Origin of the sequence: Actinomadura sp. NEAU-AAG7, from assembly GCF_018603865.1 — a bacterium.
GTDB classification, from domain to species: Bacteria; Actinomycetota; Actinomycetes; order Streptosporangiales; family Streptosporangiaceae; genus Spirillospora; species Spirillospora litoris.
The window spans coordinates 661,385-673,504 of record NZ_JAHFZY010000005.1; the positions used below are offsets into that span (position 1 = coordinate 661,385).

Here is a 12,120-nt window from a genome sequence, read left to right on the forward strand (position 1 = left end):
ACGTGCGGTGCCTGGCCACGTGCGGTGCCCCCGAGCGTGCGGTGTCTCGACGCGTGTGGGGCCGGGTCGCGTGTGGGGCCGGGTCGCGTGTGGGGTCGGGACGGCGGCGGTGGCCGGGTGTGCCTGTGGGGGCCGGACATGAGCGGGCCCCGGATCCGGGGAGGGATCCGGGGCCCGCCGGTGACGGGGCGCGTCAACCGGCCATGGCGGGTGTCCGGTCGGCCTCGCACTCCGCCTCGTCCGCGGCCCGGGGCGCCGGCACCGGGTCGGGCTCGGGCAGCGCCTTGGCGTAGGCGCGCAGGGTCTCGCCGGCGATCCGGTCCCAGGAGTAGCGGGAGCGGGCGCGGTCGGCGGCGGCGATGGAGTAGCCGTGCAGGGTGGTCTCCTCGGCGAGCAGGCGCCGGATCGTCCGCCCGATCACGACGGGGCGGCCCGCCGGGACGTGCAGCCCGGTGATCTTGTCGAGCACCTCGTCGCCGTTGCCGCCCGCCGGGGTCGCCACGACCGGCACGCCGCAGGCCATCGCCTCCAGCGGCACCGCCGGGGACGGCTGGGCGGGCGCCAGGCACAGCGCCAGCCGGGCGGTGCGCAGCAGCTTGGGCAGCGCCTTGCGGGGGAGGCGGCCGAGGAAGAGCACGCGGTCGGCGACGTGCAGCTCCTTGGCGAGCAGCATCAGCCGGTGGACGACCGGGTCGTTCTCCAGGTCCTCGCGGTCGGGGCCGCCGGCGACGGCCAGCTCCGCGTCCGGGACGTGCACGAGGGCGCGCAGCGCGGTCTCGACGTCGCCCGCCGCGAGGTCGCGGCACACCATCACGAGCCGGTCCCGGCCGCCGTGCGGCATCGCCGGGCCGACCTGCGCGAACGTGTCGGCGTCCACGCCGTAGGGCACGACCTTGACCGACGGCCGGGGCACGCCCATCCGCACGATCGTGGCGGCCTCCTCGACGCTGGAGGCGAGCACCAGGTCGGCGCCGCGGCCGATGGCCTTCTCCAGCCGGTCGCGGTGCGGGTGCACCTCGCGTCCGGCGCGCCGCTCGGTGGCGGCGACGCCGTGGAAGCTCTGGAAGAAGGGGATGCCGAGTTCGCGGGCGACCGCGCAGGCGGCCAGGCCGCCGATCCAGCCGTGCGCGTGGACGACGTCGGGACGGCTGGAGCCGCTCCAGCGGCGGCGCAGCCCGTCGGCGAGGTCGCGGACGTGGTCGAGCTGCTCGGCCTCGGTGTGGGGCCGGGCGGGGCCCGCGTCGAGCTGGACGAGCGCGGCGCCGGGGCCGAGTCGGCCGCGGGCACGGGCGGACGGGTCCTGCCGCCGGGTGTACACGGTGACGTGGTTGGTGTCCTCGTCGCCTGGACGCGGCCGGGCGAGGGAGCGGGCGAGATCCCGGACGTGGACGGAATGCGCGTGCTCGCCGTCAAGGTCGGAGGCGGACACGAGCGCGATGTTCAGCGGGCGATGCATGACGATCCTCCGGGACAACACAGGGGAAGCCTGGAGGTATCTGCGTCTTAGACACCTGCTCGCTGGAGACTATTTCCGTCTGCCCGGTCCGTCAAACCTCGCGAAACGGGATCACATCGGGTCAAGGGCGGCGATCAAGCCGTGACCAGCGAGGACTCCTCACTATACCGTCGGCGATACTGGAGGCGTGGACGACGAGCCGGTCTGGTACGTGGCCTACGGGTCGAACCTGTTCCGCGAGAGGTTCCGCTGCTACCTGTCCGGGGGGCGCCCGAGCGGCGGCGCCCGGCACTACCCCGGCTGCCGCGACCCGCGTCCGGCGCGCGCGGCGGCGCCGGTCACGCTGCCGGGCGGGATCTACTTCGCCTCGACCTCGCCGACCTGGGGCGGCGGCATGGCCTTCTACGACCCGGGGCTGCCGGGACGCGCCGCCGCCCGCGCCTACCTGCTCTCGCGCCGCCAGTTCTGCGACGTGGTCTCCCAGGAGATGTGGCGCGACACCGGCGTCGACGTCGACCTGACCGAGGCGGTGCGCACGGGCCGCCAGCGGCTCGGCCCCGGCCGCTACGAGACCGTGCTGAGGGTCGGCGAGCGCGCCGGGCACCCCATGCTCACCTTCACCGCGCCCGCGCCGCACGGCCCCGCCGAGCTGAACGCCCCGGCCGCCGCGTACCTGGGCATGCTCGGCAACGGGCTGCGCGAGGCGCACGGCTGGACGGCGGCGCGCGCCGCGTCCTACCTGTGCGGGCGGCCGGGCGCGGCGGGCACGTGGCGGCCGGAGAAGGTGGCGGCGCTGATCAGCGGGCCGGGACGACCGGAAGCAGGACCGCCGACGGGTGCGCGGGGGAGTGCAGCACCTCCTGGTCGGCGGTGAGCATCGCGGTGGCGGTGCCGATCGGCTCGCCGGTGCCCGGATTGCGCGCGACCCGGGGGTAGGCGCCGCTCGCGACCTGCACGCGGACCCGGTGCCCCCGGCGGAAGCGGTGGCCGGCCGGCCACAGCTCGACGGCGACGCGGCGGACGCCGTCCGCGCCCGCCTCGGGGGCGCCCGGGACGAGCCGCCGCATCCCCTCGCACAGGTTCAGCGACTCGCCGTCCGGGGCCACGTCGCACAGCCGGACGACGAAGTCGGTGTGCTCCCGGTTCGAGCGGACCCGCAGGTCCGCGGCGACCGGGCCGATGATCTCCAGGTCCTCCTCCAGCACGGCGGAGGTGTAGGTCAGCACGTCCCGGCGGCGCTCCAGGCGCCGCTGGTCGGTGGAGGGGCGGGTCTCGCCGAGCAGCGTGGGCCCGCCGAGGAACGGCGTCGGGTGCCGGGGGTCGTAGCGGTAGGAGTCCGGGTCGGACTCGGGCGGCCCGGCGGGGGCGAGCGCCCCGTCCGGCTGGAGGTGCCAGCGCTCCTCGGCCATCCCCGGGACGGGCCAGTCGGGGAACTCGCGCCACTCCGCCGCGCCGGTCACGAACAGCCGGACCGGCTGCTCCCGCAGCTGCGACGGGTCGTCCAGCAGGTGCGCGCGGAACCACTTCACCGCCTCGCCGACCGAGCCGCGCATCATCCGCTGGTCGGCGTGGAACCAGGGGCCGATCGTCAGGTAGGGGCGGTGCCCGGCGGCGCGCAGCGCGGCGTAGTCCCGCAGCTGCCAGGGCAGGAAGATGTCGTACCAGCCGCCGGTCATGTTGACCGGCGCGTCCACCCGCGACACCGTGGCGCTGAAGTCGCGGCGGTCCCAGAACGGCGTGTCGGCGCCGTTGGCCAGCAGTTCCTGGAAGAACCGCTGCTGCGCGCCGGTCGCGAGCCGGTCCAGCTCGGCGAGCGGGCGGCCCGACAGCGCGGCCCGGCGGGCGCGGCGCGGCGACATGATCCCGGTCGTGATGCCCGACAGCGAGTGCTTCATCCGGGCCGTGAGGTCGACCCAGATCAGCGCCGACTCCAGCGCGAACGCCCCGCCGACGTTCACCGCGTCCCGGAACGTGGACGCCGTGACCTGCATCGACAGCGCCTTCAGCGCGGGCCCCGCCTCGGCGGCGACGGCCCACTGCACATAGCCGAGGTAGCTCGGGCCGTGCATCGCGAACGCGCCGCCGAACCATTCCTGCTCCCGCAGCCACGCGATGGTGGCGAGGCCGTCCTCCCGCTCGTCCAGCGGCTCGAACACCCCGCCCGACCCGAACCCGCCGCGCGCGCTCTGCACCACGGCCTGGAACCCCTGCGACGCGAACGCCTGCCCGCACATCAGCCCGAACGGGCCGCGCCGCCCGTAGGGGGAGCGGACGAGCACCACCGGCGCCCGCTCCACGTCGGCGGGCGCGTACCGGTCGGCCAGCAGGGTCACGCCGTCGGCGGCGGGGACCTCCAGGTCGCGCTCGACCCGCACCCGGTGGGGGCCGTTCCGCAGTCCCAGCGCCGTGACCCCCAGCCGGCGCATCATCCCGACGCTCACCACTTGATCGATCGTAATCGCCGGTTCCGGGTACCGCGCGGGCGGCCTCGTCCCGGGACGCGTCCCACCCGGTCCGGTCCTTCACTACGATCGTGGGCGAAATCCGGATCTGCCCGGCAAGTCGACCATTGAGGAGTGATCAGGGCGTCATGGGCGACCACCTGGACTGGCGGCGGGTCATCATCGCGGCGATCGTCATGGTGGCCGCGCTGGGGGTCGCGGTGGCGCTGCGGATGCTCACCGGGCGGCTGTTCCGCCGCGCCGGGGACACCCGCTGGACCTGGGACGACCTGGCCGCACGGCTGATCCGCGACCTCGCGATGCCGGTCGCGGTGCTCACCGGCGCCTGGTTCGCGGCGCTGGTCCTGCACCTGCCGCGCGGCACGCTGGACGTGACCGCCCGGGTGCTGACCGCCGCGACGATCCTCGTGGTGTCGCTGGCGCTGGCGCGGCTCATCGCCGGGTCGGTGACCTCGATCGCGATGGCGCGGCAGGGCGTGGCCGCCAACGTGACGATCTTCGCCAACATCACCCGCGTGATCGTCATCGGCATCGGCCTGCTGGTCATGCTCCAGAGCCTCGGCGTGTCGATCACGCCGCTGCTCGGCGCCCTCGGCGTCGGCGGCCTCGCGGTCGCCCTCGCGCTGCAGGACACCCTCGCCAACCTGTTCGCGGGCGTGCACGTGCTCGCGTCCAAGACCATCGAGCCCGGCGACTACATCAAGCTGAGCAGCGGGCAGGAGGGGTACGTCGTCGACATCAACTGGCGCAACACCTCCATCCGCACGCTGTCGGACAACATCGAGGTCATCCCGAACCAGCGGTTCTCCGACACGATCCTCACCAACTACCACCGGCCCGCGCAGGACATGTCGCTGCTGATCCAGGCGCGCGTCCCCTACGAGGCCGACCTGGAGCGGGTCGAGAAGCTCGTCGTCGAGGTCGGCGAGGGCGTGATGGCGGACGTGCAGGGCGGCGTGAAGGACGCGGAGGTCCTCGTCCGCTTCCACACCTTCGCCGAGTCGTCGGTCGACTTCACCGTGATCCTGCGCACCAGCGAGTTCGGCGACCAGTTCGCCATCAAGCACGAGTTCGTCAAGCGGCTGCACCGGAGGTTCCGCGAGGCGGGCGTCGAGACGCCCTACCCGCGCCGCCGCGTGACGCTGGACGAGGCGTCCGGCCCCGACGGCCGCCCGGTGTCGCCGGGCCTGTAGCCCCGCGGGCCGGGGAGCGCGTCAGGGGCGCAGGATGGGGAGCAGGATCTCGTCGACCATCGAGGCGAGCCGCTCGTCGTCCATCGCGCCGCCCTCGGTGAGGTGGTCGTACACGACCAGCGCCGGGCCGACGTTCGCGACCTGGCGGGTGACCGCGCCCGGACGGACCTCGCCGCGCGCCGCGCCCTGCTCCAGCGCCTGGTAGAGCATCTCCCTGACGGGCTCGGAGATGCGCGCGCGGATCACGTCGTGCATCAGGCCGTTGCTGTCGGCGGCCTCCTCCTTCAGCACCTTGAACGCCGCGCCCCGGCAGGCGATCAGCGTGTCGCGCAGGCAGGTGAGGGAGGCCAGCATGTCCTCGCGGACGCTCCCGGTCGCCGGACGCGGCGGCGGGTTCGGCAGCGCGTGCTTGAGCGCGTCGGTGACGAGGTCCTCCTTGGACTGCCAGCGCCGGTAGAGCGCGGCCTTGCCGGTGCGCGCCGCGCCCGCGATGCCCTCCATGGTCAGCCTGCGGTAGCCGACGGCCTCCAGCTGCGTGAACACGGCCTCGTAGATCGCCGCCTCCAGTTCGCCGCCGCGGCGGCGCGTGCCCGTCCCCGGGCCTCCGCCCCCGGCCGTGTCCGCCCCCGTGCCCGTGCTCACCGGTCGCTCCCGTTCACCGGCACCCTCGACCCCGCCAATATAGTGAACGCTAGCGTTCTCTTTTGTGCGGATCGGTGGTACGTTTCCCACATAGTGTACGTCCCCGTTCCTTAAGTTCTCGTTTCCGGGGGTCACCCGTGACCACATCCAACGAGCGGACGGCCGCGCGCGGGGAGTTCGCCGCTCCCAGCGCCGCCGCTCCGCCAGTCAATCATGGCCTTTTTCAGGGCCTCCTACACCGTCCGGGCGTGATGCTCGCCGTGATCGTGGGCTGCCAGCTCATGATCACGCTCGACACCTCCGTCGTCACCATCGCGCTGCCGCGGGTCCGCGACGGGCTCGGGCTGTCGACCGGCGGCCTCGCCTGGATCCAGAACTCCTACATGCTCGCCTTCGGCGGGCTGCTGCTCCTCGGCGGGCGCGCCGGGGACATGTTCGGCCGCCGCCGCGCCTTCACCGCCGGGATCGTCGCGTTCACCGCAGCGTCCCTGGTCGGCGGGTTCGCGACGAGCGGCTGGTTCCTGCTCGCCGCCCGCACCGCCCAGGGCCTGGCCGCCGCCGTCGCCGCGCCGAGCGCGATGGCGCTGATCGCGAGCAACTTCGAGGGTCCCGCGCGGGTCCGCGCGCTCAGCGTCTTCTCCGCCGTGTCCGGCGCGGGCGGCGCGATCGGGATGCTCGTCGGCGGCGTCCTCACCGAGGCGGGGTCCTGGCGGTGGGTGTTCTTCATCAACGTGCCGGTCGGCGTCGTGCTGGCGCTGCTGGCCCCGCGCGTGCTCGCCGAGACCGCGCGGCGCCCGGGACGGTTCGACGTCGCCGGCGCGCTCACCTCCACGGCCGGGATGACCGCGCTCGTGTACGGGCTGATCCGGGCCGGCTCGGACGGCTGGGGCGACGCCCGCGCGCTGGGCGCCTTCGCCGCCGCCGCCGTGCTGCTCGCGGTGTTCGTCGCGGTCGAGTGGCGCGCCCGGCAGCCGATCATGCCGCTCTGGCTGCTGACCGGGCGCGACCGCGCCGCGTCCTACCTGGTCCTCCTGCTGTACGTGGCGGGGATCTTCGGGGCGTTCTTCTTCCTGACCCAGTACCTCCAGCAGAACCTCGGCTACGGGCCGCTGCGCGCCGGGGTCGCGTTCCTGCCGCTGGTGGGGCTCCAGTTCACGACCGTCCGGCTCGTCCCGCGCGTGCTGCCGAGGACCGGCGCGCGTCCCCTGGTCGCCCTCGGCACGCTGCTGCTCGGCGCCGGCCTGCTGTGGCTGTCGCAGCTCTCGGCCGGGGACGGCTTCGTCAGCGGCCTGCTCGGCCCCTTCATGATCATCGGCCTCGGCGCGGGGCTGACGATCCTGCCGCTGAACGCGACGATCCTCGCGAGCGTGGACCCCGAGCACGCGGGCGCCGCGTCCGGGGTCGCGCAGGCCATGCTGTGGTCGGGCGCCTCGCTCGGCTCGGCCGTCCTGGTCGCGGTCCAGGGCTCGCGGGAGGACGCGATGAGCGGCATCGACGCGGCCTTCGCGGCCGGCGCCGTGTTCGCGGCGGCGGCGCTGCTGGTGACGCTCGTGGTCATGCGCGTCCGCGGGTGAGCGGGGCGTGGCCGGGGCCCGCCGCTAGGCCCGCTCCGGCCACGCGCCCCGGCGCACGACGTCCAGGACGAGCGCGCCGATGTTCCACGCGTCGTCGGCGCCGCTGTGGTGGCGGCCCTCCAGCGGCAGCCCCGCGTGCTGGAGCGCGCCCGCCATGCCCAGCCGCTTCGGCAGCCCGCGGGCCTGCGAGTAGGTCGCCTTGGCGTTGGTGTGCCGCCGCCCGAACGGGTACCGGACGCCCGCCCGCGCGCACTGCGCCTCGAACTGCTTGCGGTCGTAGTCGCCCCAGCTCGCCCAGGCGCGGGTGTGGGAGCGGTGCTCGCGCTCCAGGATCGCGCACGCCTCCGCGAACGGGACGCCGCCGTCCACCTCGTCCTGGGTGAGGCCGGTCAGATCGGTGCAGAACGCGCTCACCGCCGACCGCGCCGGACGCACGAGGACGCGGTGCTTCGCGGTGCGCTCGCGCGCCTCCAGGTCGACCACGCACAGCCCGATCTCGATGATCTCGTTCGGCTGCCCGCCCGCCTCGGCCCGCGTCGGCCAGCAGGTGGCCTCGACGTCGACCACGTTGAGGTAGCGGCCGGTCCTCTCGTCCATGGGCGGGACGGTACCGGCCCGGCCGCGCGGCTCACGACCCGTTTTCCGGCCTCGGCGCGTAGTCGTCGACGTACTCCTGGCCCGACAGCCCCCGGATCGCCTCCATGATCTCGTCGGTGACCTCGCGGGCGGCGCGGCCGCGCGGGGTCCCGGCGTCGCGTCCGGTGAAGTCCATGGGCGTGCCGATCCGCAGCGCGATCCGGCCCGGCTTCGGGACGGCCCGCCCGCGCGGCTGGACGCGGTCGGTGCCCTCGATCGCCACCGGCACCACGGGCGCGCCGGTCCGCATCGCGAGCCGCGCGACGCCCGTCCGGCCCCGGTAGAGCCGCCCGTCCGGCGACCGGGTGCCCTCGGGGTGGATCGCGAACGCGCCGCCGCCCTCCAGCACCCGCGCCGAGGTGTCGAGCGCGTCGAGCGCCGCGCGCCCGCCGGACCGGTCGACCGCGATCGCGCCGACGCTCCGGAAGAGCGTCGCGATCGCGCGGCCCCGCGCGCCCGCCCCCGTGAAGTACTCGTGCTTGCCGAGGAAGTGCACCCGCCTCGGCACCATCAGCGGCAGGACGAAGGAGTCCACGAACGCGAGGTGGTTGGCCGCGAGGATCACCGGGCCCGTCCGGGGGATGTGCCGCAGCCCGCTCACCGTCGGCAGGAACGCCAGGCGCATCGCCGGGCCCACCAGGACGTACTTCATCAGCGGGTAGATCAGGCGTTCGGGGTCCATGTCCGAGCAGGTTATGGGCCGCGCGTCCGCCGTCGCGGTGCCGCCCCGACACAAGATCCAGCCCCGGAATCTTGTCGGCCCCGTCATTGCGGGCGGCCCCGCCCTCCCTCTCGGGCCGCTACCCGGCCGCGGCGGCGGCGCGCCGCGCGCGGAGGAGCTTGCGGACGGCGGGCACCGCCGGGCCGCTCCGCGCCGTCAGCTCCTCGATCCGCCGTCTGTGCCGCCGCCGGTCCGAGCCGGGCAGCACCGAGGCCATCTCGCCCGCCGCCGCCAGCGCCACCGCCGCGGCGTCGTAGCTGTTCACGTGCGCGACCGGGCGGCCCCGCAGCGCCGAGGACGCGCCTCCCCACAGCGCCTTCACCACCCGGGGGTCCCGCACGCTCACGCGGTCGCGCGGGAACAGCCCGAGCCGCCGCTCCCGCGTCACCCGGATCCACCTCTCCCGGGCCAGCTCCTCGCGGACGGTGCCCGCCATCGCGCGGACGTCCTTGCGGATCCAGTGCTGCCAGGACCGGGGACGCGACGCCGAGATCTCCGCGAGCAGCCCGTAGGGGTCATCGCCGGGCGTGCCCGGCACGGGGCGGCCGTGCTCCTCGACGAGCCGCCCGTCCAGGAACAGCTCGGTCAGCGCGGCGGCGCGCAGCACGTACCCGAGCCGGGGGCCGTGCTGCGTCATCCGTTCCTTCCGCAGATCGTAGGCCAGGAGGAACATGCGGGCCGGCAGCGTGTCCGGTATCTCGACCATGGCTACTCCTCGTTCCCCTCGGTCTCCGCCTTGGACGGCCGGCCCGGCCGGCGCATCCGCCCCGCCGAGCCGGGCATCCGCCCGGCCTCGGCGAGGGCCTGCCGCAGCAGGAACTCGATCTGCGCGTTGGTGCTGCGCAGCTCGTCCCCGGCCCACCGGGCGAGCGCGTCGTGCACGGCCGGGTCGAGCCGCAGCAAAATCTTCTTCCGCTCGGCGCTCACTGGTAGAGCGTGCCGGTGTTCACCACCGGCTGTGCGTCCCGGTCGGCGCACAGCACGACCAGCAGGTTGCTGACCATCGCCGCCTTGCGCTCCTCGTCGAGGTCCACCACGTTCTCCTCGTCGAGCCGGTCCAGGGCGAGCTGCACCATCCCGACCGCCCCCTCGACGATCCGCTGCCGGGCCGCGACGACCGCGCCCGCCTGCTGGCGGCGCAGCATCGCCTGCGCGATCTCCGGCGCGTAGGCCAGCCGGGTGATCCGGGACTCGATGATCTCCACCCCGGCCGAGGCGACCCGCTGCCGCAGCTCCTCCGACAGCTGCCCGGTGATCTCGTCGGCGTTGTCGCGCAGCGAGGTCCGGTCGTGCGCGTCGTAGGGGAAGCTCCCCGCGATGTGCCGCACCGCCGCCTCGGTCTGGAAGGCCACGAACTCCACGAAGTCGTCGACCTCGAACATCGCCCGCGCGGTGTCGCGCACCTGCCAGACCACCACCGCCGAGATCTCGATCGGGTTCCCGTCCAGGTCGTTGACCTTCGCGAGACCGGTCTCGTGGTTGCGGATCCGGGTCGAGACCTTGCGCCGCTCGGTGATCGGGTTCACCCAGCGCAGCCCGTCGGTGCGCACCGTCCCGGCGTAGCGGCCGAGGACCTGGAGCACCCGCGCCTCGCCCGGCGCGACCGCCGTCAGCCCGGCCAGGACGACCAGCCCGGCGAGCACCAGCACCACCGCCGCCGCGATCCCGACCCCGATCCCCGCGCCGCCCCCGGCGGCGATTCCGGCGAGGACCGCCACGGCCCCCAGCAGGACCAGCGCCAGCCCGGCCCCCAGCATCGGCCAGCCGCCGATGTCGCGCGCCGCGCGCTCGGAGGACTGCGGCCTCGGCATCTCCACCCGTGTCGACTCCACCATGTGCTTCCTCCTTTGTTAGCACGAGCATAGCAAAGTGATATCACTTTTTCGACTCGTGCGCGGGGGCCTCGGCGGACACCTCGGCGTCCTCGATGACCTTGGGGACGCCGCGCAGGGTCACCAGCGCGAACACCGCCACCAGCGCGGCCAGCCCGGCGCTGCACAGCAGGGCGGCGTGCATGCCGTCCACGAACGCGGCGCGGGCGGCGCCGGCGACCTGCTCCCCGAGGCGTCCGGGCAGCGCGGCCGCCGCCTGCACGGCGCCGGTCAGCGAGTCGCGCGCGGCCGAGGCGGCGGGCGCCGGAACCCCCGCGGGCAGCTCCAGGCTGTCGCGGTAGACGGCGTTCAGCACGCTGCCGAGGATCGCCATGCCGAGCGCGCCGCCCAGCTCGGTCGCGGTCTCGGAGATCGCGGACGCGGCGCCCGAGCGCTCCCGGGGCACCGAGGCGAGCACGGTGTCGGAGGTGACCGTCATCGCGAGCCCCATCCCGAGCCCCGACACCAGGATCATCGGGACCATCGCCAGGTAGGAGGTGTCCAGCCCGATCGTCAGGAACGAGGTGAACGCGCAGGCCGACACGGCCATGCCGATCGCGACCGAGCGGGCGCGGCCGAGCAGCGAGATCAGCGGCGGGGCGAGCGCGGCGCCGCCGATCATCGCGCCGAGCGCGCCGGGCAGCCCGGCGAGCCCGGCCCGCAGCGGCGACCAGCCGAGCGCGAGCTGGAACAGCAGCGAGAAGATCAGCGACTGCGCGACCAGCGTGAACATCGCGAACATGTTGGTGACGACCGACCCGCTGAAGGCGGGGACGCGGAACAGCCCGACGTCGATCAGCGGCTCGGCCACCCGGGTCTGCCGGACCATGAAGGCCGCCAGCGCGGCGGCGCCGAGGGCGGCGGCGACCGGCACGCGCGGCTCGTCCACCCCGTGGGCGGCGGCCTCCTTCACCGCGTACACCAGGCCGAGGACGCCGGCGACCGACAGCGGCACGCTCGGCAGGTCCATCCGCCCGGACGCCGCCCGCCGGTGGGAGCCCGGCAGCACCAGCGCGCCCGCCACGAGCGCCACCGCCATCAGCGGCACGTTGATCAGGAAGACCGAGCCCCACCAGAAGTGGTCGAGCAGCGCGCCGCTGACGACCGGGCCGAGCCCGACCGCGAGCCCGGCGGCGCCGCTGAACACCCCCACCGCCATCGTCCGCTGCCTGGGCTCGGTGAACACCCGCCGGATCAGGCTGAGGCAGGACGGCATGAGCGTCGCGCCCGCGACGCCCAGCAGCGCGCGGGCCGCGATCAGCAGCTCGGCGCTCGGCGCGTAGGCGGTCACGGCGGACGCGGCGGCGAAAACGGCCGTGCCGATGAGCAGCAGCCTCTTGTGGCCGATCCGGTCGCCGACGCCGCCCATCGTGACCAGCAGCCCGGCGAGCGCGAAGCCGTAGGCGTCGGCGATCCACAGGATCTGCGTGGCGGAGGGGTCCAGGTCCGCGCTCAGGCGGGGGATCGCCTGGTTCAGCGCGGTGAGGTCGATGTTGGGCACGATGGCGAGCAGCGTGCAGATGGCGAACGTGCCCCATTTGCGGGTCGGGTTTTCCATGGCCGGA

General features: G+C 74.6%; 12 protein-coding genes. 3 read left to right on the forward strand and 9 right to left on the reverse strand.

The annotated features are described in order from the left end of the window. Window positions 1-193: 193 nt before the first annotated feature. Complete coding sequence (locus KLI87_RS25730; RefSeq protein WP_214619003.1) at window positions 194-1,456, reverse strand: glycosyltransferase; 1,263 nt, start codon at window positions 1,454-1,456, stop codon at window positions 194-196. 187 nt (window positions 1,457-1,643) lie between these two features. Between KLI87_RS25730 and KLI87_RS25735 the strand changes: the two genes are divergently transcribed. Further along, window positions 1,644-2,330 (forward strand): histone deacetylase, encoded by a 687-nt coding sequence (locus KLI87_RS25735; protein WP_214619004.1) that lies wholly within the window; start codon window positions 1,644-1,646, stop codon window positions 2,328-2,330. Here KLI87_RS25735 and KLI87_RS25740 read toward each other — a convergent pair. Next, a complete protein-coding gene (locus tag KLI87_RS25740; RefSeq protein WP_308166170.1) occupies window positions 2,254-3,900 on the reverse strand; it encodes a CocE/NonD family hydrolase in 1,647 nt (548 codons plus the stop codon). The genes KLI87_RS25735 and KLI87_RS25740 overlap by 77 nt on opposite strands. Before the next feature lie 146 nt (window positions 3,901-4,046). On the opposite strand from KLI87_RS25740, the gene KLI87_RS25745 reads away from it, so the two are divergent. Next, a complete protein-coding gene (locus tag KLI87_RS25745) occupies window positions 4,047-5,111 on the forward strand; it encodes a mechanosensitive ion channel family protein (protein ID WP_214619005.1) in 1,065 nt (354 codons plus the stop codon). Window positions 5,112-5,132: 21 nt separating this feature from the next. Here KLI87_RS25745 and KLI87_RS41115 read toward each other — a convergent pair whose 3' ends face one another. Continuing rightward, window positions 5,133-5,753, reverse strand: coding sequence for a TetR/AcrR family transcriptional regulator (locus KLI87_RS41115; protein ID WP_214619006.1), 621 nt, complete (start codon window positions 5,751-5,753; stop codon window positions 5,133-5,135). Window positions 5,754-6,004: 251 nt separating this feature from the next. Here KLI87_RS41115 and KLI87_RS25755 point away from each other — a divergent pair, with 251 nt between their 5' ends. Then, window positions 6,005-7,327 carry an MFS transporter gene (locus KLI87_RS25755; protein WP_250904269.1) on the forward strand — a complete coding sequence of 441 codons (1,323 nt, stop codon included), beginning with the start codon at window positions 6,005-6,007 and terminating at the stop codon, window positions 7,325-7,327. Window positions 7,328-7,351: 24 nt separating this feature from the next. Here the strand turns inward: KLI87_RS25755 and KLI87_RS25760 are convergent, their stop codons facing one another. The 6 genes from KLI87_RS25760 to KLI87_RS25785 all read right to left on the reverse strand — a co-directional run bounded on the left by KLI87_RS25760 (window position 7,352) and on the right by KLI87_RS25785 (window position 12,113). Further along, on the reverse strand, window positions 7,352-7,924 hold the full coding sequence (locus KLI87_RS25760) for a 3'-5' exonuclease (protein WP_214619007.1): 573 nt from the start codon (window positions 7,922-7,924) through the stop codon (window positions 7,352-7,354). A gap of 31 nt (window positions 7,925-7,955) precedes the next feature. Beyond that, a complete protein-coding gene (locus KLI87_RS25765; protein WP_156215443.1) occupies window positions 7,956-8,645 on the reverse strand; it encodes a 1-acyl-sn-glycerol-3-phosphate acyltransferase in 690 nt (229 codons plus the stop codon). Window positions 8,646-8,763: 118 nt separating this feature from the next. Next, complete coding sequence (locus KLI87_RS25770) at window positions 8,764-9,390, reverse strand: GPP34 family phosphoprotein (protein ID WP_156215444.1); 627 nt, start codon at window positions 9,388-9,390, stop codon at window positions 8,764-8,766. A 2-nt stretch (window positions 9,391-9,392) separates the two neighbouring features. Continuing rightward, window positions 9,393-9,611: a hypothetical protein gene (locus KLI87_RS25775; RefSeq protein ID WP_214619008.1), complete on the reverse strand. Its 219-nt coding sequence runs from the start codon at window positions 9,609-9,611 to the stop codon at window positions 9,393-9,395. Further along, a complete protein-coding gene (locus tag KLI87_RS25780; protein WP_156215445.1) occupies window positions 9,608-10,519 on the reverse strand; it encodes an SPFH domain-containing protein in 912 nt (303 codons plus the stop codon). The genes KLI87_RS25775 and KLI87_RS25780 overlap by 4 nt, the downstream gene beginning before the upstream one ends. Before the next feature lie 40 nt (window positions 10,520-10,559). Next, window positions 10,560-12,113, reverse strand: a complete 1,554-nt coding sequence (locus KLI87_RS25785; protein WP_214619009.1) for an MFS transporter — start codon at window positions 12,111-12,113, stop codon at window positions 10,560-10,562. Between the last annotated feature and the right edge of the window lie 7 nt (window positions 12,114-12,120).

Bases quoted from the DNA above. Each gene is read 5' to 3' on its own strand.
- KLI87_RS25760 (WP_214619007.1), bottom strand. From the start codon at position 7,924: ATGGACGAGAGGACCGGCCGCTACCTCAACGTGGTCGACGTCGAGGCC.
- KLI87_RS25780 (WP_156215445.1), bottom strand. From the start codon at position 10,519: ATGGTGGAGTCGACACGGGTGGAGATGCCGAGGCCGCAGTCCTCCGAG.
- KLI87_RS25765 (WP_156215443.1), bottom strand. From the start codon at position 8,645: ATGGACCCCGAACGCCTGATCTACCCGCTGATGAAGTACGTCCTGGTG.
- KLI87_RS25770 (WP_156215444.1), bottom strand. From the start codon at position 9,390: ATGGTCGAGATACCGGACACGCTGCCGGCCCGCATGTTCCTCCTGGCC.
- KLI87_RS25745 (WP_214619005.1), top strand. From the start codon at position 4,047: ATGGGCGACCACCTGGACTGGCGGCGGGTCATCATCGCGGCGATCGTC.
- KLI87_RS25730 (WP_214619003.1), bottom strand. From the start codon at position 1,456: ATGCATCGCCCGCTGAACATCGCGCTCGTGTCCGCCTCCGACCTTGAC.
- KLI87_RS25755 (WP_250904269.1), top strand. From the start codon at position 6,005: ATGCTCGCCGTGATCGTGGGCTGCCAGCTCATGATCACGCTCGACACC.
- KLI87_RS25785 (WP_214619009.1), bottom strand. From the start codon at position 12,113: ATGGAAAACCCGACCCGCAAATGGGGCACGTTCGCCATCTGCACGCTG.